19 protein-coding genes are annotated in these 20339 nt (G+C 43.0%); 3 read left to right on the top strand and 16 right to left on the bottom strand.

Translation table 11 applies throughout. The features are described from left to right. Nucleotides 1-31 precede the first annotated feature (31 nt). Entirely contained in the window at nucleotides 32-550 is a 519-nt protein-coding gene (locus BCT34_RS22340; protein ID WP_076651200.1) for a DUF2271 domain-containing protein, read from the bottom strand. 71 nt (nucleotides 551-621) lie between these two features. Next, the gene (locus tag BCT34_RS22335) at nucleotides 622-1251 is read right to left on the bottom strand and encodes a PepSY-associated TM helix domain-containing protein (RefSeq protein ID WP_076651201.1); all 630 of its coding nucleotides are present in this window, start codon (nucleotides 1249-1251) and stop codon (nucleotides 622-624) included. 343 nt (nucleotides 1252-1594) lie between these two features. Here BCT34_RS22335 and BCT34_RS22330 point away from each other — a divergent pair, with 343 nt between their 5' ends. Further along, nucleotides 1595-1915 (top strand): hypothetical protein, encoded by a 321-nt coding sequence (locus BCT34_RS22330; protein ID WP_076651202.1) that lies wholly within the window; start codon nucleotides 1595-1597, stop codon nucleotides 1913-1915. A 140-nt stretch (nucleotides 1916-2055) separates the two neighbouring features. On the opposite strand, the gene BCT34_RS22325 is transcribed toward BCT34_RS22330, so the two are convergent. The 7 genes from BCT34_RS22325 to BCT34_RS22295 form a co-directional block, all read right to left on the bottom strand. After that, nucleotides 2056-3234 (bottom strand): BTAD domain-containing putative transcriptional regulator, encoded by a 1179-nt coding sequence (locus BCT34_RS22325; protein WP_076651203.1) that lies wholly within the window; start codon nucleotides 3232-3234, stop codon nucleotides 2056-2058. Continuing rightward, nucleotides 3231-3851 carry an energy transducer TonB gene (locus BCT34_RS22320; protein ID WP_008219721.1) on the bottom strand — a complete coding sequence of 207 codons (621 nt, stop codon included), beginning with the start codon at nucleotides 3849-3851 and terminating at the stop codon, nucleotides 3231-3233. The genes BCT34_RS22325 and BCT34_RS22320 overlap by 4 nt, the downstream gene beginning before the upstream one ends. Before the next feature lie 19 nt (nucleotides 3852-3870). Continuing rightward, nucleotides 3871-4275, bottom strand: coding sequence for a biopolymer transporter ExbD (locus BCT34_RS22315; RefSeq protein ID WP_004739212.1), 405 nt, complete (start codon nucleotides 4273-4275; stop codon nucleotides 3871-3873). Beyond that, nucleotides 4272-4832, bottom strand: a complete 561-nt coding sequence (locus BCT34_RS22310) for a MotA/TolQ/ExbB proton channel family protein (protein ID WP_010429842.1) — start codon at nucleotides 4830-4832, stop codon at nucleotides 4272-4274. The genes BCT34_RS22315 and BCT34_RS22310 overlap by 4 nt, the downstream gene beginning before the upstream one ends. Continuing rightward, entirely contained in the window at nucleotides 4832-6208 is a 1377-nt protein-coding gene (locus BCT34_RS22305) for a MotA/TolQ/ExbB proton channel family protein (RefSeq protein WP_076651204.1), read from the bottom strand. Before BCT34_RS22305 ends, BCT34_RS22310 begins: the two co-directional genes overlap by 1 nt. Beyond that, nucleotides 6208-6975, bottom strand: coding sequence for a DUF3450 domain-containing protein (locus BCT34_RS22300; RefSeq protein WP_076651205.1), 768 nt, complete (start codon nucleotides 6973-6975; stop codon nucleotides 6208-6210). The genes BCT34_RS22305 and BCT34_RS22300 overlap by 1 nt, the downstream gene beginning before the upstream one ends. Before the next feature lie 178 nt (nucleotides 6976-7153). Then, nucleotides 7154-9274, bottom strand: coding sequence for a TonB-dependent receptor (locus BCT34_RS22295; protein ID WP_076651206.1), 2121 nt, complete (start codon nucleotides 9272-9274; stop codon nucleotides 7154-7156). Between the two features lie 558 nt (nucleotides 9275-9832). Here BCT34_RS22295 and BCT34_RS22290 point away from each other — a divergent pair. Beyond that, nucleotides 9833-11137, top strand: coding sequence for a dicarboxylate/amino acid:cation symporter (locus BCT34_RS22290; RefSeq protein WP_076651207.1), 1305 nt, complete (start codon nucleotides 9833-9835; stop codon nucleotides 11135-11137). A gap of 179 nt (nucleotides 11138-11316) precedes the next feature. On the opposite strand, the gene BCT34_RS22285 is transcribed toward BCT34_RS22290, so the two are convergent. The 3 genes from BCT34_RS22285 to BCT34_RS22275 all read right to left on the bottom strand — a co-directional run bounded on the left by BCT34_RS22285 (nucleotide 11317) and on the right by BCT34_RS22275 (nucleotide 13918). After that, entirely contained in the window at nucleotides 11317-12702 is a 1386-nt protein-coding gene (locus BCT34_RS22285; RefSeq protein WP_076651208.1) for a sensor histidine kinase, read from the bottom strand. Continuing rightward, nucleotides 12699-13364, bottom strand: a complete 666-nt coding sequence (locus BCT34_RS22280) for a response regulator transcription factor (protein ID WP_017062555.1) — start codon at nucleotides 13362-13364, stop codon at nucleotides 12699-12701. The genes BCT34_RS22285 and BCT34_RS22280 overlap by 4 nt, the downstream gene beginning before the upstream one ends. Before the next feature lie 80 nt (nucleotides 13365-13444). After that, nucleotides 13445-13918, bottom strand: a complete 474-nt coding sequence (locus tag BCT34_RS22275; RefSeq protein WP_076651209.1) for an NYN domain-containing protein — start codon at nucleotides 13916-13918, stop codon at nucleotides 13445-13447. Between the two features lie 245 nt (nucleotides 13919-14163). Between BCT34_RS22275 and BCT34_RS22270 the strand changes: the two genes are divergently transcribed. Then, nucleotides 14164-14706 carry a DUF4174 domain-containing protein gene (locus tag BCT34_RS22270; RefSeq protein ID WP_076651210.1) on the top strand — a complete coding sequence of 181 codons (543 nt, stop codon included), beginning with the start codon at nucleotides 14164-14166 and terminating at the stop codon, nucleotides 14704-14706. A gap of 51 nt (nucleotides 14707-14757) precedes the next feature. Here BCT34_RS22270 and cobA read toward each other — a convergent pair whose 3' ends face one another. From cobA to nirB, 4 genes are all read right to left on the bottom strand, one after another. Beyond that, nucleotides 14758-15534: a uroporphyrinogen-III C-methyltransferase gene (gene cobA, locus BCT34_RS22265; RefSeq protein WP_076651211.1), complete on the bottom strand. Its 777-nt coding sequence runs from the start codon at nucleotides 15532-15534 to the stop codon at nucleotides 14758-14760. 329 nt (nucleotides 15535-15863) lie between these two features. Further along, the gene (locus tag BCT34_RS22260; protein WP_076651212.1) at nucleotides 15864-16679 is read right to left on the bottom strand and encodes a formate/nitrite transporter family protein; all 816 of its coding nucleotides are present in this window, start codon (nucleotides 16677-16679) and stop codon (nucleotides 15864-15866) included. 123 nt (nucleotides 16680-16802) lie between these two features. After that, entirely contained in the window at nucleotides 16803-17126 is a 324-nt protein-coding gene (nirD, locus tag BCT34_RS22255; RefSeq protein ID WP_076651213.1) for a nitrite reductase small subunit NirD, read from the bottom strand. Nucleotides 17127-17141: 15 nt separating this feature from the next. Then, nucleotides 17142-19700: a nitrite reductase large subunit NirB gene (gene nirB / locus BCT34_RS22250; protein WP_102305872.1), complete on the bottom strand. Its 2559-nt coding sequence runs from the start codon at nucleotides 19698-19700 to the stop codon at nucleotides 17142-17144. Between the last annotated feature and the right edge of the window lie 639 nt (nucleotides 19701-20339).

Here is a 20339-nt window from a genome sequence, read left to right as displayed (position 1 = left end):
CTGTTCAGCTTGGTTTTACTGTTCGCACTTACTATTTAGCGATGTAGTTCAGGGTGATCTCACCCGTCTCTTCCGTTGCTTTTAATTCGTAAGACGCATTTGAATCTGTGAGTGATACTTTTTGGCGAAGGTAGTTGCGGCCACCGTGTTCACGAACCACTTCGATATGAACCGTGTATTCACCTTGCTCTAACGTCTCACCGTTGTCGCTCTTACCATCCCAAACGAAACGGTACTGACCAGCAGGACGTGTCGCAGACGTCACAGCATCAACTAGCTCACGATCGTAACGGCCAACCTTTCTCCACCAGCTACGCAGATCCTTAAGCCATTCGTCTTTACCGACCCAAAGCTCGATGGTTTTCACTGACTTTCGTTCGCTGTTCTCTACCCATACCGCCACATAAGGACGTGCATACATAGACGTATCAATTTTTGGAAGCTCAAAGCTGACATCAAGTTTTGCCGTGTCAGGAATCGCTTGTGCCATACCTAGGCTTGGCAAAAGAGATAAAGCAAGAAGCGCCTTGCTCCAGTTCATTTTTTTCATTTTTAACAACCTTTTAAATCCGTTTAACCTTAAGTTCGTTCTTCAATCCAATTCATCAATCGAATCAAGCGTTAAGGCACGGCGAAAAAATAGATAACAAGTGAGATTGCAGATCCAAACACAGTCCACTTGATGGAGGTGTTCAGCGTCTTTTTCTTAGGTAACAGTAAGCACACGCCAGTGAGCACAAAGAAGATCATCAACAGTGCTGTGATATCAATGAAACATTTCCAGACCTCACCGCTATTACGGCCTTTGTGTAAGTCATTCAACAGTGCAATCACACCGTAATTCGTGGTTTCGACTTCGACCATTTCAGATGTCACGTCAACAAACACGGAAGCGTTGTAGCCTGGACCTTTGAAGTCCATAGACACTTCACCGATCAGCAACTCACCGTCTTCAATTTCGGCGTAGATATCTAAGCCAGAAGGAACACCAGATAAATTGACCTCTTCAAACAGGAATGTTTCGAAGGCTCTTTCGTCGGCTTTTAATCGCCCGTCTTGGATCGTGAACAAACTCGTAGGAAGCTCTAAAGTAGAGCGTTGAATATTGGGTTGGCTTGATTCAAATAACTCAGGTCTGTTCAAGGTGATACCTGTCACTGAGAAGAAAAGAACAACGAACAGAAGTGCCATTGAAATATAAACATGAAGTCGACGAGCCCATGATTGAACCGCCCTACTTTTTAACGACATACAAACCAATACCTATAAATTTTATGGCGACAATTTAGTTGATAATCATTCGTATTGGCATTCAATTTACATTGTTTACGTTTGCCGAGTGGCGTAAGGAAATTTACATAACATTACATGGGAAATAATCGAACTGTATGCATATTCTTGCTAACGTGTACTAGAGGGATTTGATTCGTTCTGTTAGAGGTTGTCGATAACAGGATCAAAACTCAAAAAACCTCTATCTCAACACGCTTGATTGAGATGGGTTTAAGGTAACAATTGTGGCTTTAAGGATAGAAAGTTGGGACTATTTGATCACTGGTTTGATGATAGCTAATTAAGCTTAAAAGGATTTGAAATGCGTATTATTGTTTTGGCTTTTGCTGCGCTAGTAACGGCGTGTACCAGCCAAATAGCCAGCACGGAAAAACATATTCAAAAATTCATCGGTGCAGACATAACCGATGTACAAGAACGTTATCTCACCGAACGGTCACGCCCTATCAGTTTTTGGGCTTCTCGAAACTATGCTTGGATTGAAACAAAGAAGCCGTTAGACAATGGCTATACAGTACATGCGTTCAAAAACCCTTATCGTGACTGCACCATTAATTGGATTGCTGATACCAGCGGCGTGATTCAAAGTGCAACGTCCAGCGGCACGATGTGCGAGCCTTAATTAATACACTAGAATAACAAAGATCAAAAACCTTTAACCGCCAAAAATTAAAAAGGGTGTCATTTGAACGCTCAAATGACACCCTTTTGCTGTTGTTACTTCTTACGAACAGTTTCTTATTTTCTGCTTTCTATAAACGGTTAGACGTTTCCGTTATCGCTTACCGTTCGTAGTTGAGTCAGATATTTAATCCAACCTTTTGCTTCAGAAGAAGGTTCAATGTTGTTCGCACGTTTTGCTTGAGCAAGAGCGTTATCAAGATTCTTTAGCTTGTACCAAGAACGTACTTTCGCTAACGCAACATCGGCTTGTTTGTTTTTGTCTTTTACTTTATCTAAAACAACTAACGCTCTGTCGTAGTATCCTTGTTGAACCAATAACTGAGCTACATTCCAATGATATTGAGCGTCCTTTTTAGATGCTAACATCCACACTTCAATTGCACTGTCCCACTCTTTCGCTAACTGCCAGTAGGTTGCTTGCTCAGCCAGAAGTTGAACATCGCTGTTCGCGTCATCTAACTTAGCGATCTCTTGTGCTGCACGCTCTGGAATACCGCGTTTAGCATAAAGCTGAGCCAGTAGTCTCCGGTCTGAGTTTTTCAGTTCAACACCTTGAAGATCAGCTAGTGCTAACGTGTTCAATGCATCGCGGTTACGCTCTAGTCTTAACTGAATACCCACAAGTTGACGCCACCAGTTGTCTTTTTCTGGCTGAAGTTCAATCAGGCTTTCCAGTGTTGGAATGGATTGCTTCCATTGCTTTAACTGTAGTTGTGCACCCAGTTTTAGAGACAGAGGCGACAGTTCTGATTTTGCATTGAACTTGTCACGATTACCAATCGCTACTAGTACTTTTGACCAGTTCTCGATTTGATATTCCGCTTGTGCAATTCGCATCCAAAGCACGTCTTTCTTTTCTGTCTCTGGTGCTGTTTTTACTAGCTCATAGTAATGTGGAATCGCGTTTTTGAACTGCTGATCATTTAATAACAGATCAGCAAGCATACGCTTCGTTATCCAAGCTTGTTCATCTACCAGTAAATTGGTATCGACGGCATATGTAAGCTGCTTAATCGCCTTGTCGGTTTTGCCATCTTGCCAGTAAAACACACCCAGCATACGAGCTACGTACGCTTTGTCGTAGCCTTTAGAAAGCTCCAAGCCTGCAAGTACGTCAATTGCCTGTTTAACCTGTTCATCTTGCGCAAGCTTATGCGCCTTTTGAACACGAATAGCAGTATATTGGGTTAGCTCTTGCGCCTGTGTTGTAAGGGGCATTAACAACAAGCCCACTAATATCCATATCTGTTTCATCATTTTGCCAACTTAAACTCTAGTTTCACGGTTTGACCAACCTGAGCTATCGCTTTTCCATCGACGACTTTCGGTTGATATTTCCATTTTTTAAGTGCTCTCATCGCTTCACGTTCAAACATACGACGTGGGTTTGCGTCAGTGACTTGAATGTCAATTGGGCGTCCCGTTTCATCGATGGTAAAAGACATAATCACATGGCCTTCAGCTCCGCGCTTAAGCGCTTTTGCAGGGTAACGAGGCTCTACTCGATACAAAGGCATGGCCTGTTGGTTTGACCCAAAATCAGAGAATGTCGGTGCGTTAATCGCTAGTCCATCAATGGATGTATTCAAATCCAATGAAGGTAAAGAAGACATCGAATTCAGAGGCGTAACTTCAGCTTGTGACTGAGATGTTTGCGCTTCTGGTGGCGGCTCTGGCATTTCTGGTTTTTCAGGGACTGCACGTTGTCTTCTTTGAACTTCTTGTTCTTGTTCCACCATCACCATGTTGAAACTTAACGTCTCGCTATCGTCTGGTGAGCGTTGGTGACCATTATCGACCATCCAAGCCATGAAAGAAAACAGTGCTAAGCCCAGTGCACCCGCTAGAGGTAAAGCAAGAAATAGGCGAATCATTTATGAAGATCCTCCAAGATCATCGCTTATCAGCAGCAAGCGCAATGTTTTTAACACCTGCACCTTTCGCGGCATCCATCACTTTAACAACGGTACCGTTGTAAGCGTGTTCATCCGCTTGGATTACCAAAGAAGCATCAGGTTGTTCTAGCAACAAATGTTCTAACGTCGCTTGGACACGTTCAACATCAACGACACGCTTATCAATGAAAATGTCGTTAGCAGAGGTAATCGCAACAAAGATGCCTGCATCCTTTTGGCTTACTACGTTAGAAGCTTGTGGGCGATTGACTTCAACCCCTGATTCACGAACAAATGAACTGGTCACAATAAAGAAAATAAGCATGATAAAGACAATATCAAGCATCGAAGTAAGGTCTATTTGAGCCTCTTCGTTTTTAGAATGACGTCGACCGAGTCTCATCGTTGACTCCTTAAAGATTTTTCTAATTTCAATTCTAAGCGATTACACACTTTCGCTAAGCGAGCGTGAACGAACATGCCCGCTAAAGCAGCAACCATACCTGCCATGGTTGGCAGTGTTGCTAACGAAATGCCTGAAGCCATCAATTTAGGGTCGCTGCTTCCTTGAGTCGCCATGACATCAAAGACAGAGATCATACCGGTTACGGTACCTAACAAGCCCAACATCGGGCAGATAGCCACTAACAGCTTAATAAAATTCAAGTTTTGGTTAAGCAAGATACTCGCCTGACCTAACCAACCTTCGCGAATGGCCTTAGCGTGCCAAGAAGAGTGATCTTCTCGTTCATGCCACTTTGCTATCCAAGCTTGGCGTTGCTTAGGAAAATAGAACGCAAGATAGAGCACACGTTCTACCACAAGCACCCAATACACTAGGACGACAGCCGCTAGCCACCACAGGACGAAACCGCCCTGCTCCATAAAGCTTGATAAAGACAGCAGCCAGTCACTCGTTAACCAACTTGCTGGTAATAGAGAACCCGACAAAATATCCATTACGCAGCAGTCCCAACTGGTGAAACAACTGCGTTTGATTCAACGGTCTTTTCTGCCTGCTCAGCAACAAGGCCAATACCTTGTTTCTCAAGAATATTGCGAATGTTCTCTGCTTGAGTGCTAAGAATATTGTGTGCTAGTAGAAGAGGCATCGCCGCAACAAGACCAAGTACCGTAGTTACAAGTGCCATCGAAATACCACCCGCCATTACTTTAGGGTCACCATTGCCAAACTGAGTGATCACTTGGAATGTTTCGATCATGCCGGTTACTGTTCCTAGAAGACCTAACATTGGAGCTAGTGCCGCCAATAACTTAAGCATCGACAAGCCTTTCTCTAGGTGAGTCTGCTCATCAACAACGGCTTCTAAAAGTCGTAACTCTAGTGCTTCAACCGTTTGGTTCTGCTCTTTGTTGTAAACCGCAAGAACACGACCTAGAGGGTTGTTACCCGCTTGCTCTGGGTTCTTAAGTTGAGCACGAATTTTCTGGCGAGCGATAGCCAAAGAAATACCACGAACCAATGCGATGATTAGACCAATTGCAAGCAAACCAAGAATCACTTTACCAACCACACCACCCGCTTGAAGGCGATCAGTTAGGCTTGGCGTTAGCGCTAGTTGCTCTAACATGAATCCACGAGAAGGATCGACAACCACATTAGCCACTTCACCGTTCGCGAATGAAGAAAGTGATGTTAACGTTGGACCATTTTCTGGTTGTTTAAGGTATGCGATTGCATCTTCACGTTGCGTGTTCCAACTTACATAGCCTTGGTCTGTCACTAAGCCGATCGAACCTAAACGGTAAGCATCAACCTTGTTTGTATTACCTTCACCATTAATGAATGCGATTTGAGATTTGCTCAGCTCTGAGCTCGCTTTAATCTGTTCAACCATGCTCATCCACAAACCAGTCAACTGTGGCATTGAAGGCAGAGATTTAGCATCAATGATTTGATCGACGGTTGCAGTATGCTCAGCACGATCAACACTGTTTACTGTTGAGCTAAGCTCTGCGCCAAGTTCTTTTGCGTTTTGACGAACGACACCGAATAACTCACCAAGACTACCCGTTTCTAAACGCAGTTTTTCTTCTAAACGAGCAAGGTTATTTTCGTTGTCACTGAATGTTTGAGTCAGAACATCTGTCGCACCTTGGATAGAGGTGCGCTTCGCTTCAAGCTGAGCTTTAATTGCTTTGAGCTCTTGTTCAGTCTTTTTAAAATCAGCTTCACGCACTACGTTGTGAGAAGCTTGAGTTCGACTTTCTGATTTTGCTTTATTAACGAGCTGAGCCGTTGAGTCTGAAGCTGAGAAAACAGAAAATGAAATTGACGTAATGCAAAGCAATGCTGCTAATGGCTTTAAGTTCATTACTTAACCTCCGCAACAGTTAAAGAAACAGGTAAAGTAATCAAGCTTGGCGCCGCTTGTTGGCTTGCGATGTCATAAGCTTTATCTAGCTCAGATTTCATTGAAGAATCTAGCTCTTGCCACTGAGCTTCTGTTTGATTCCAAGCCCAGTATTGGCTGCCATTTAGGTTACGAGCCACCAAAGAGATACGACCTAGGTGCAATACGTCAGCTTCGATCGTTCTGTCGTTGCTTAGTGCAACACGACCTTGGTACGCACCTAGCTTGATGCCGTAGTCCATCTCAATTTGGTAAGCTTCTAGGATACGACGATACTTTTCTGCATCACTCACATCTGCACGAGTCATCATTGCTTGCAGCTTTTCGACTCTTTCTAGACGCTGTTCTTTCTTGATTGGCACATCTTGTTCAACTAACTGCTGAAGGCCATCAATCATCTGGTACATCAGAGGCACAACACCTTGACGTGTGTATTTGATTTCGTCGATCTGCCCTTCAATGCTCTGAGCTTCTTGATTCTGGCTCTCAACCAATGCAGCAAGGTGGTCATGATAGATTTCTAGATTTTTGACTTCTTCTTGCAGACGCTCAATCTCAGCTTGCAGCATTAAAGTCGCCTGTGAGCTTTTATCAATAACCTTTTGGCTCGAAGCCGACGCGTTATTGGTCTTGTTTTGAATTGATTGAGCTTGATCCAAGCTGTTTGCCATAGAAGACGTTGCAACCAAACTGATGGCAAGCGCTAGGCTAGTTTTTAAAAGATTCATAATGGTAGTCATTTACTATAGAAGAAGGTCAAATGAATTTTATTGATAAGCACTCTCATTATCATTAAAACTCACTCTTATTACTAGGGTTATTTTTGTGAAATAGCAGAATCACGAAAGGGGAAAGTCGAAACCTTCCCCTTAACATTTAAGCTACCAATAGTAACCTACTAACAAATTAGTATTTTACCTGTAAAGTCGCCATGTAGTTACGGCCTTCGCCGACTACTACGCTGCTTGTGCTACCACCTTCAAGGTAATCTGTATCGAATAAGTTCTCTACATTAAAACGAGCAACGAAATCTAGGTTCTCGTCATACTTCATAGTATGTGCGATACCCATATCTACACGAGTATATGCGTCTTTCTTAAATGTGTTAGCGCTTTCTGTGTAACGCTCACCGACGTGGTACACGCCTAAGTTTACGTCAGTACCGTTGTTAAACGCATAAGTAGACCAGATGCTTGCAGTAAACTCTGGCACGTCAGCCGGTGTCTTACCTTCTAACGCTGGGTCATTCTTATATTCCGCATCAAGGAACATAGTAGATGCACTTAGAGACAACGCATTAGTTAGGTAGCCTGTTGCAGACAGTTCAATACCAGTATGAACCTGCTCTCCAACTTGAGAAGTACGTGTTTCTTTTCCGTTGTTAGCGTTAGGATCTACATCTTCTGTCACTTGAATGTTTGATTGAGTGATTTGGAACACCGCACCAGATACAAATAAGCGCTCGTCAAACAATTCCCACTTTGTACCAACTTCATACAAAGTACCTTTCTTAGCGTCTTGTGATTGACCGAAGTTCACATCGTCCTGGTCCGTGATTTCGCCAACTGGTTCAAAGCTTTCTGAATATACTGTGTAGATCGAACCATTCGATGCAGGTGAGTAAATTACACCTAGCTTCGGAAGAACGTTGTTAAAGCTCTCTTCTTTACCTTTGCTGCTAATAGTTTTGTCGTATGCAAAGCGCGCACCCGCAAGTACTTGCCATTGCTCATTAAGCGTTACTAGATCTTGTAGGTAGAAACCATAGTGCTTGCTTTCTGAATGAGATAGCGCGTCATCGTTATGGTAGCTGATATCTGAAGGCATATCGAAGCCATTACCACAAGCCGTTACAGCTTCAGCTTCAGTTGCGCTTGAACATGCGTAATCTTGTGAGTAAAGCTGCTTATAGTCGTAATGCAGGCCGTTAACGCCAACAAGTACTCTATGATTTACGCCCAGAGCATCAAAGTCACCAGTAAAATCAACATAGGCAGTATCGAAAGTCCATTCATCATGACGATCCGATACTTTGTAGCCGTATTCACTATTTGATGAGTTGAAGTCGACTTCATTGTCAGATTCTGTACGTTGGCGCTCATAAAACTGACGACTAACACCTGATTTAACAGACCATGTGTCATTTAGGTTTGCAGTTACTGCAACACCATAGTTTGCTACATCATTATCTGTTTGAGCAAAACGTTGATCTGTCACGGTATTAGGATCGACAACTTTACCTGTCGTGGTATCTATTTTAGAACCATTATCTAGATCGCCTAGTTCTTGTGTTCTGTCGTAGTGTAAAGAAAGCATCACATCATCGTTAATGTCGTAATCAACAAACAGACCACCAACGAAACGTTCTGTTTGTACATCCGTACCGTCGAAACGTGTGCGATAAGAATCTTGATTCTCTTGCGATATGATAGCTCGTGCTCGTAATGTTTGAGCTTCATTTAGCGAGCCACTCACATCAGCAACAGTACGCGTATAATTGTCAGAACCGATATCTTGGCTAACAGAAACTTGCGTTTCATATGTTGGTTTTTTCGACACCATGTTAACTAGGCCACCAGGTGCTGATTTACCGTAAAGAAGACCAGCAGGCCCTTTCAACACTTCTACACGCTCTAAAAGCTCAACGGGTTGGCGATAATGAGACCAGTGTTGAACACCATCACGTAGGTAACTAGAACCACTATCTAGTTCAAAACCACGTAGGTTAAAACGCTCACGGTTTGTAGATTTAGAACCAGCAGAGATAGATGCATCGTTCTTTAGAACTTCACCTAATGTGCTAGCGCGTTGTTCATCGATGATTTGCTCATCGATTACTGAAACTTGTCCCGGAGTCTCTAATTGAGTCGCCTCCATGCGCATTGCTGTTGTATTTGTGTCGGCTTTGTAACCGTAGTCACGACCTTCAACAACCATGTGCTCGTCAGTTTTTACTGTTTCTGCCAATACTGCTGGTGAAGCTAATACTGCGCCGATCACTAAAGCCAATGGGCTCTTTGAAAACATGTCCTTTACTCCGATTTTATTCTTTTAGACGAACACTTTGTTATTTATTCGATGTGTTCGTTGAACCGTTGCCGGTACCACTGAATTATTTCGGGAGAGAATATAAGTGATAACTATTACCATTTGCATTAAATTTACATTCTTTGCATTCGTAAAGTTTTGTAAAGGCCTGTCGGTGGGTCATATTTGGAGAGTTCAAGAAGCCAATTCAATACAAATAGTTAAGGCCGATGACCGTAAATCGAGTGGTTATCTTCACCGAGTTTTTTGAAACAACGATATTCGCCCAATCAATTGAAGACGTTAAGATTGATTAGAAAATCATCTCTTCTTATTTACTACCTTTGAAATGACAAATTTATGTATAAAACCCTCGATAAATGTAAATGACTAGTGAATTATTTTATTTAATCATGTTTATTTTGCATTTTTATCAGTGACTTTGATCACATCTATAATTTCAAACTCATTTTTGGTTTTTGATTTGATTATCCGACTGCTAATCTCCTGCTCACTTTGAAAAGGTATCAAAGTTATAAATAATAAGGAGTGTTCTAAATGAATACCAAGAAACCTATGTCTCTGACTGGTCGAGTAATCCTCGGTATGGTCGTAGGTATATTCACGGGATTTGCCATTCAATCCCTTTTTGCAGAAAGTGGATTTGTTAACAACTACATCGTTAACGGACTCTTTGAAGTAGGCGGACAAATTTTTGTCGCCAGTTTAAAAATGCTTGTTGTCCCATTAGTTTTCGTTTCACTAGTGTGCGGTACAAGTTCTCTTAAAGACTTATCAACTCTTGGCCGTATGGGTGGCAAAACGCTTGCACTTTATATCGGTACTACAGCCGTTGCTATCACTCTTGCATTAACTATCGGTAACCTGTTCCAACCTGGAGCTGGTGCGGATCTTACTGCTGCGAGCTCTTTCAAATCAGCGGATGCCCCTTCTTTGGGCCAAGTAATCATCGACATGTTCCCAACCAACCCTATTCAGGCGATGGCTGAGGGCAAAACGTTACAAGTTATCGTCTTTGCAGTGTTATTTGGTATCGCAATCAGTGCGGCGGGCAAACCTGGTGAACGTATCGCTGCAGTTTTCTCTGATCTAAACGAAGTGATCATGAAGCTAGTTGCGCTATTAATGAACCTTGCTCCTTACGGCGTATTCTTCTTAATGGCGAAACTGTTCTCTGGCCTTGGCTTGGGTGCAATTTGGAACCTAGCAGAATACTTCTTAGTACTTGCGGGTACCCTACTGTTACACGGTCTGGTTACGTACAGCGCTATGCTTAAAGGATTCACAGGTCTTAGCCCGATTACGTTCCTACGTAAGATGGAAGATGCAATCATGTTTGCATTCTCTACAGCATCTTCGAACGCAACCATTCCTGTAACAATGGAAACAGCGAAGAACCGCATGGGCGTAGACAACAAAGTCGCTTCTTTCACAGTACCACTAGGTGCAACTGTGAACATGGACGGCACAGCAATCATGCAAGGTGTTGCGACTGCATTTATCGCGCAAGCATATAACATCGACCTTTCAATGGGTGATTACCTAATGGTTATTCTAACGGCGACACTAGCGTCTGTTGGTACAGCAGGTGTTCCTGGAGTTGGTCTTGTTATGCTAGCGATGGTATTGAACCAAGTTGGTCTACCGCTTGAAGGTATCGCTCTAATCATGGGTGTTGACCGTCTTCTTGATATGATTCGTACCGCAGTAAACATCACAGGTGATAGTGCCGTATCTATCATCGTTGCTAAGTCTGAAGGCGCTCTTGACGAGTCTCGCTTCAACGACCCAGCAGCGGGTGAGAAAGAAGAAGAAGTTAAACTAGCTCGCCAACAGGCATAATCTAGTTTATCTAACGTTCTTGCTATCGAGTTAAAGTGTAATTAATGGCTATGCTTTAACTCAAAAAAGTAAATAAAAAAACGCCACTGCAGATGCCGTGGCGTTTTTTATTGGGTATCGCTTTTTTAAACGCAACTATACGGGGCTAGTTACATTTAATGTGTATCTCGTAGTGAAAGCTAATCACATATTGGGAACATCAAGTTCACTTTCAGCCCCCCACCTTCTCTATTTTCAGCGGTCACATGTCCATTCATCACGCCCATCGCTTCTTTCACAATCGCAAGGCCTAGACCATAACCACCAGACTGTTTATCTCGGGCTGATTCAATTCGTGTAAACGGGTCGAATATACCCGCAATCTTGTTATCAGGAATGCCATTACCGTCATCTTCTACAGATATGACACTGTAACGTTGATCGATAGTCGCTTCATACGTAGTTACCGAAATATGGGCATGCTCACCCGCATATTTAATCGCGTTGCCAACTAAATTCCCGATCACTCTTAAAAGTAATCGCTCATCAATGTTCACCATCGAAGTTGGAGTTTCTAAATCACCCACCAGCGTTTGATTAGGTTTTAAATCGTTTTGCATCTGCGCGATCAGCATCGAGCAATAATGCTCAAGGTGCATCAAGCTTGTTTTAGCATCATAACGAGAGGTTTCTAAGCGGCTAAACTCGAGTATTTCACCCACCAGCTTATTCATCTCTTCTGTTTCGCTTTCCATACGATCTAGCAAGCCTATGCTCTTCTCATCAACTTTATAGCGTAGTAAGTGCAATGCGAGGTTCTGCCTTGCTAGTGGAGTCCTGAGCTCGTGAGAGACATCTCGTATTAATCGACGCTGCTTCTCTGCGAGAGATTTGATCTCAAATGTCATGTGATCAAAGTCCACCGCGAGTTCATTGAACTCTCGTGTGTTGGATTTCAATTCAGAGACGACTTGTACCGAGAAGTCACCTTCCGCTAAGCGTCGACTCGCTTCTCGCAAACGATCCAAAGGTTGTTGTAGCCGACGAGCCATAATCAAAGAGAACAAAGACAAAATAATGAAAGCGATGAATACCTTCATCAAAGACGAGTACAAACCAAACGACTTTGCGGGATGGAACCGGTGCGGCAATTGGATAACTAGGCTTTTTCCATCATTTAAAGGTAGGCCAAAGATCGGCCTATTCACAACAGCATCCAATTGATGATCTAACGTTCTTAAGAAGCGCAACTTGAATTCAAAATGTGGGTGCATGTGCCTATGTGTGATCGGGTGATTGTCTTTTCCCAAAACAAATAGGTAATACTGCTGAGCGTTGGCCCAGTCAGCAAGTTCATCCATGTCCCCTTCTTCGATTAACACGTTAGCTTGATATGCGAGGTCTAGCATCTCTTGCTTCACAGAGTCTGGGACTTTCAATAATGCCTTCATCAAGGCCTTCTCAGCTACAGCTTGGAAAATAAAAATGCTGATAATGATAATCGTCAAGTACGAAAAAAGTTGGAATGTTAAACCATCTTTACGATTGGCGATAAAGTCAGGACAACGCAGCAGTTTTTTACTCATGCTCCTACCGACTCTAGGTAACTGTAGCCTTTACCACGAACAGTTTTAATATGTTGTTTTGACAAGCCCGCCTGCACAAGCTTTCGGCGTATATTGCTGATATGCATATCCAAATTACGATCAAAAGGACACAGTTCTTTCTTAAGTACATGGATTTGGAGATCGGATTTGGAGACAACGATGCCATCATTTTTAACGAGATAATCAAGCAGGTCTTTTTCTGTGCCAGTTAAAGGTAAACGTGATAGTTGTTCGCACAAACCATGATTAGACGAAGCCAATGATTGCCTCTGGCGTTCAAAACCCACTCGGCGCAAGATCACTTTAATACGAGTTAAGAGTTCAGGTACATTAAAAGGTTTGGCAATGTACTGATCGGCTCCAGCTTGGTAGCCATCGAGCATCGAGGCATCATCGTTAAGTGCGGTTAACATAAGAATGGGAGTAGCAAAACGCTGACAAATACGTCTTGCGACTTGAATGCCGCTTAGATTAGGAAGCATTACATCAAGCAGGACCAAATCGACTGGGTGAGATTGAATAAACTCAAGCGCGGATTCACCGCAATGAACAGTATCAACGTGATACCCCTCATTTTCTAACACTTCACCCAGTAATTCACACAACTGAATATCATCATCAACAACTAAAACGCGAGACATTAAACACACCGATAAATAAGAACTGTTTGCATTCTAATTATCGTTATTATTGATTTCAATTATAAAATGTCCGATTTACTCTATAGAAGAAAATCTTTTTCAATTGGTACAAATTTTGAGGCAGAATCGATAAGATTTTGAGCAGTTAGTCCCGGAACACCATACACTTCAACAGGTTTTTCAAAGCGGTCTTTGATTCGCTCTACGAGGATTTCAAAATCACCGTCTCCTGATACTAAAACGATCGTATCAACCGTTTCAGCGAGTTCTATAGCATCTAAAGCAATACCCACATCCCAGTCACCTTTTGCACTTCCATCTCGGCGCTGGATAAATGGTTTCAGTTTCACGTTAAAGCCCACACCACGAAGGATATGGTGAAATTGACGTTGTTTAGGATCTTGGCTTGAGATTGCATAAGCATTAGCTGCAACAACATTGCGACCTTCCGTGGCAACATACCAAAACTGGTTATAGTCGAAGTTAGAACGGTATTTGTCGCGCGTCGTATAGTAAACGTTCTGAACGTCGACCAAAATTGCTATGTTTTCCATAAATTCATACCTTTATATTTTCCGTATACCCTATTCGATTCAATTGGAAAATGCGAGTCGCTTTACTCAATAAAAATGAACTTGTCAGCGATCGTAAACGTAAATCCTATTATCTTTAGCGTAAACCTAACTATGCTTAAGGGTGGTGGTTTGTTCTTCTGTTGTGAAGAGCTCTATTCAGATGGGCTTGATTGACGCCCTAACCGGACCTTAATCAGGCTTAGCATAATAAAGGGAGGTGGGTTATGTTACACCGACAAACGGAAAAGCCGTGCGTGGCCATAAACTCAACTGGGGGAGCACAAGCAAGTACAGACTCCACAGTTTTGCCAACTCTGTATAAGTTTCTTTTTATCTGCACGGTATTGATCATGAGCCTAACCGTCAACTCAGCACTCGCCTACCCAGCCTACTCTCACTCAAAACCTTTACCGCATCGCAGCGTGATTTATTTCGCTCCGAAAGAAGATTCAGTCGTTAAAGAATTTCTGAATGAAGTCTTGATAAATAACTGTCAATTGGATGAGCGAGACGTCGTGATAATGGTCATAGCTGAGAGTGGCTACACCGTTCCAACTTGGCTAGAAGAAGAGTTTAACTTAAAGGCAGTCACCAACATTTATGAGATCCCTAAAGGATCACACACTGCAGTGCTGATTGGTAAAGATGGAAAAGAGAAGCACCGATGGAATGGCAAAACAAACTGGAAACAGATCACTAATATCATCGACGAAATGCCAATGCGCCAACAAGAAATGCAGCGACGAGGTAGCCGCTGCAGTATTTAATTATTGACTATCAAAGCAACGGCTCACGTCTTTAAGCCGAGGATCAAACGATCAGGCTTGCTCATTAAACCAGGCTAGTTTCTCATGCAGTTGGGCAACGCTACCTACAACAATCAATGCAGGGCTCTTTGCAACGCTAGCAAGTTCAGCCAAGTCTCGCAGCCCACCACGGTAAACTTTCTGCTCTTGGCGGGTACCGTTTTCGATGATCGCTACCGGCATGTCTGCACTCATACCGTTTTCGAGTAAATTCTTCTGAATGTTTGGACTCTCTTTCAAGCCCATGTAAAACACAATCGTATGGTTGTGCTGAGCAAGCGAACGCCAGTCAATATCTTCACCATCTTTCTTAAGGTGACCGGTAATAAACTGGACGCTTTGCGCGTGGTCTCGGTGCGTTAAAGGGATACCGGCATAAGCAGTTGCCCCAGCAGCAGCCGTAATACCCGGAATCACTTCAAATCTAACGTCATTTTCAGCTAACGTTTCACACTCTTCCCCGCCACGACCAAAGATAAATGAGTCTCCACCTTTAAGGCGTACTACATGTTTATTCTCTTGTGCTTTAGTAACCAATAGTTGGTTGATCTGCTCTTGAGGTACGCAGTGATGATCGAGCTTTTTACCCACATACAGCATTTCCGCTTCTGGGTTAGCCATCGCCAAGATATCTTTTGATACCAAGCGGTCATAAACCAAAACGTCTGCTTGTTGAATCACTCGTGCTGCTTTTAGTGTAAGTAAGTCTGGGTCGCCTGGACCTGCACCTACTAATGAAACAAATCCTGTGTTTCCTGTTTTAACATTCGATGGCGATACTTCTGACATGCTTTGCTCCGAAAGTTAGCTTGTTATATTTCAAGCTTAATTCTGTATGACGATTCATCGTTGTATGAATCACCAATATCCCTACTTCTTAGACTATCAGTTGTTGCCATAAAACTTCACGATTAATTCTAATCAAGATAGAAGTTTATATAACAAAACAATCTATTACGTTGGAAAACCCTGACATTTGCACCATCATCAAGCACACATTGCTCGCCTTAGGTGCACGGTTATCAAAAGTAGAGAGTGTTAAGATCAAAAAAGCCCCAAATCAACAGCTTGGGGCTTAACACACATTATTAGTTGCTCATTAACCTAGAGCTGTCTAATTACTTAGCGCCTAGAGAAGGGGCTGTTTTAGCATGAGTTAAGTATAGAGGAACACACGTCATTAGTAGACCACCAACTATGTTACCTAGGATTGTTGGGATAAGGTTGAAGTTCAACCATGTCGCGATACCGAAATCAGCGCCAAGAATCATACCTAGTGGGAATAGGAACATGTTTACTACTGTGTGCTCGAACACTAGTGCGAAGAAGATGAAGATTGGGAACCACATCATTGCTACACGGCCAGCGACAGTACGTGCTGTCATGTTACCAATCACACCTAGACATACCATTAGGTTACAAAAGATGCCGCGTACGAAACATGTGATCCATCCGTCCATGCCCATGTTTTCAAAGCCTAAGCTACGACCTGTAGAAACAGCGATGAACTTTTGAGCAACAGCGTTTGGTTCTAAAGAGAAGTTACCTGTTAATGAAACAGCAACTAGGAAAGCAACAATCAAAGAACCAATAAGGTTACCAAGACCAACAATGCCCCAACAACGAAGAATACGGCCCCAAGTAATGCCTGGGCGGTTGTCAAATTTAGCTAAAGGAGCAAGGCCGAATACGCCCGTTACTAGGTCATAACCCATTACACTTAGAATGACGAAGCCTACTGGGAACACAAGAGCGCCAACAATACCGATGCCTGTTTGCACGATAGTTGTGATAGCAACAACAACCGCAAGAGAAAGGATGATACCGGCCATAGTGCTTCGGATCAGAAGATCACGAGTACTCGTTTTGGTTTTCGCTTCACCTACATCGATCATAGTTTGAACGAATTCTGCCGGTTTAAAATCAGTAGACATAAGGTTGTCCTTAAAAAGTTAAAATTAAAAGTTAAAATTGGATAGGAAAAGGTTCTAGTTGCCGAGTTAAGGCAATATCGATAACTAGAACCCTTGAACTATCAAATCTTACTCATCCGAAGATTAAGCAGAGATTTCTACAGCACCTTTGGTAACTCGAGCTTTGTACGCTTTCACGTTGAAGTTCTCGTCTTCCATGCACGCACCTGTTGCTAGGTTAAAGCGTTGCTTCTTAAGCGGACTCGCCACCCAAAGCTCTTCTTTGTGCTCAACAATCAAACCACGTGATAACACGTTAGATTGGAAGTATGGGTCTGTGTTGCTAATCGCGAATACTTCTTCAGCCTTAGTTGGACGGAAGACAGCCACTTGCTCACCACCAACCAATGCACAAACACCTGTACCTGGGATAATGTCTTCGATCTTACAAACTTTGGTAAATGCCATGATGTCGTCTCCCAATTAAACCAGTTCAACGTGAAGGATATCGCCCTTCGCTTCAGGGTGTTTCTCTGTGAATGTCGCTGGACGGTGTTGTTCACGGCCGTCATCAACAAACACAACGTTTTCATCACGGTCATCAGCATTGATGAAGTGTGCAAAGCGTTTAAGTTGAGCTTCGTCGTTGATTGTATCTGTCCACTCACAAGCAAAGTTGTCTACTAGGCCTGCAATATCAGCTTCAAGTTGGTCGTTGATGCCAAGCTTGTTGTCTACAATCACTTCACGTAGGTAATCAACACCACCTTCTAGGTTGTCCATCCATACCGAAGTACGTTGTAGCGGCGCAGCCGTACGGATGTAGAACATCATGAAACGGTCGATATATTTGATTAGCGTTTCTTGGTCTAGGTCGCTTGCAAGTAGGTCTGCGTGACGAGGCTTCATACCACCGTTACCACATACATACATGTTCCAACCAGCGTCAGTTGCGATAATACCTAAGTCTTTACCTTGAGCTTCAGCACACTCACGAGTACAGCCAGACACACCAAACTTCATCTTATGAGGAGTTCGGATGCCTTTGTAACGGTGCTCGATCATCACGCCTAGGCCAACTGAATCTTGAACACCGTAACGGCACCAAGTTGAACCCACACATGTTTTAGCCATGCGAAGTGCTTTTGCGTAAGCTTGACCCGTTTCGTAACCTGCAGCGATTAACTTCTTCCAGATTGCTGGTAAGTCATCTTTTTGAGCACCGAATAGACCTATACGTTGTGCACCCGTTATCTTGGTGTACAAGTTATATTCAGCCGCAACGTCAGCAAGAACGCTTAGCGCTTGAGGCGTTACTTCACCACCGGCCATACGAGGGATAACAGAGTAAGTACCATCTTTTTGCATGTTACCTAGGAAGTTATCGTTGGTATCGTGCAGCTTCACTAGCTCAGGCTTAAGGATGTGTTCACCCCAGCAAGAAGCAAGGATAGAACCCGCTAGAGGCTTACATACTTCACAGCCGTAGCCTTTACCGTATTTCTCTAGCAACTCGTCGAACGTTTTGATTTCTTCGATACGAATTAAGTGGAAAAGCTCTTGGCGAGAGTAAGCAAAGTGCTCACAAACGTCGTTCTTCACTTCAACACCGGCTTTAGCAAGCTCTGCGTTTAATACTGAAGTCACAAGTGGAATACAGCCACCACAACCAGTGCCAGCACCTGTTACTGCCTTGATATCGCCAATTGTATGATGACCTTCAGCGACTGCTTGAGCAATCTTGCCTTTCGTTACATCAAAACAAGAACAAATAACTGCAGATTCAGGAAGAGAGTCTGCGCCAAGTGTTGGTTTTTCAGCACCAGCGTGTGCAGGAAGAATCAATGCATCTGGATGTTCTGGAAGGTCGATTTCGTTCAGCATTAGCTGTAGAAGATCGCCGTAATCAGACGTATCACCAACCATTACTGCACCAAGAAGCTTCTTGTTGTCTTCAGAAACGATGATACGCTTGTAGACTTCTGACTCTTCATTTTGGTAAACGTAGCTCTTACAACCAGGAGTACGACCATTTGCATCACCGATAGAGCCTACTTTCACGCCTAAAAGCTTCAGCTTCGCAGACATGTCCGCACCTTCAAATGTGCTTTCGTTACCAACAACGTGGTCAACAGCAACGGTCGCCATCTTATAACCAGGAGCAACAAGGCCGTAGAACGTTTGGTTCCAAGACGCACACTCACCGATAGCGTAAATATCTTTGTCTGTCGTTTGACAGTGATCGTTAATCTCGATACCACCGCGAGGCGCAATACCTAGACCCATTTGACGAGCAAGTTTGTCTTGTGGGCGAATACCAGCAGAGAATACGATGAAATCAGTTTCTAGCTCTGTACCGTCGGCAAAACGCATTACGTTACGAGCTTCAGTGCCTTCAGGAGCAATCTCAAGCGTGTTCTTACTTGTATGTACGTTTACGCCCATACGTTCGATTTTTTGACGAAGTTGGTTACCACCCGCCTGGTCAAGCTGCTCAGCCATTAATTTAGGGGCAAACTCAACAACGTGTGTTGTCACGCCAAGTGCTTTTAGTGCGCCTGCCGCTTCAAGACCAAGTAGACCACCACCCACAACCACACCAGACTTAGAGTTTTTAGCCGTAGCTTCAATCGCTTTCAGATCTTCGATTGTGCGGTAAACGAAACAGTCTTTACCTTCGTTGCCTTTAATTGGTGGTACGAATGGGAAAGAGCCAGTAGCAAGAACAAGTTTGTCGTATTGAATTTCACGACCAGTGCTTGAGTAAACTGTTTTCTTTTCACGGTTAACGTTGATTGCACGTTCGCCGATCAGCATGTTGATGCCGTGTTTCTCGTAGAAGCCTTCTTTAACTAAAGAAAGTTCGTCTGCAGTGTGGTGTGAAAAGTAAGAAGAAAGGTGCACACGGTCATATGCTACTCGTGGTTCTTCACAGAACACGGTGATGTCCATGTTTGTAACATCTGTCTTCTCGACTAAATCTTCGATATAGCGATGGCCGACCATCCCGTTACCGATTACGACTAGCTTCATCTTGCTCATAAGAATTCCTGAAGGTTATATATTTCTTAACTGAGCGAATAATGAATTATGAAAGAAAATGAAAATATGATGTAAATCAATTACGAAAACAAACTACCCTAAAGGGGTAGAACAAAAGAGGTAGATCTGCTTAATTATCAGGCTAAGCAAACGAATAACCGTAGGTTTAATGGGGTTTAGCGGGGTTTTATATACACTTTCTTGCACTAGATAGAATGTTGTAAATTTTCATAATAGGTTAGCAATAACGTAAGTAAATGACAATCATTTTCATTTATAGTCATAAGAACTGTAATAACCCATGAAAGCGTTACAGGTTCATGAGCAACTATGTATAAATATGAAGAACTTAATGACCCAAAGGACAGGCGCCCTTTTCCACTCCTCTTAAATTCCACTCGCGAACACCACAATTAGTTAACAGATCTTGTTTGCTGTATAGCAAATGATAGATCTCCTGAAGGGAAAACTGACAAAGAAAGTGATCACATAAGCACTATGTCCCTAGAGATGTTAGTGAACAGAGAGCAAAGATAAGAATTTTGGATGTAATGCGTAGAAGTGAAATCTCAGATAGCAAAAAGGCCAGCATTTCTGCTGGCCTTTCTACTTTGAATAGTGGAGGCGCCTCCCGGAGTC

It is taken from the genome of Vibrio sp. 10N.261.45.E2 (assembly GCF_002875705.1).
Lineage (GTDB): Bacteria > Pseudomonadota > Gammaproteobacteria > Enterobacterales > Vibrionaceae > Vibrio.
Note: the sequence above shows the minus strand (reverse complement) of the source record. Positions and strands in the feature narration are given on the sequence as shown.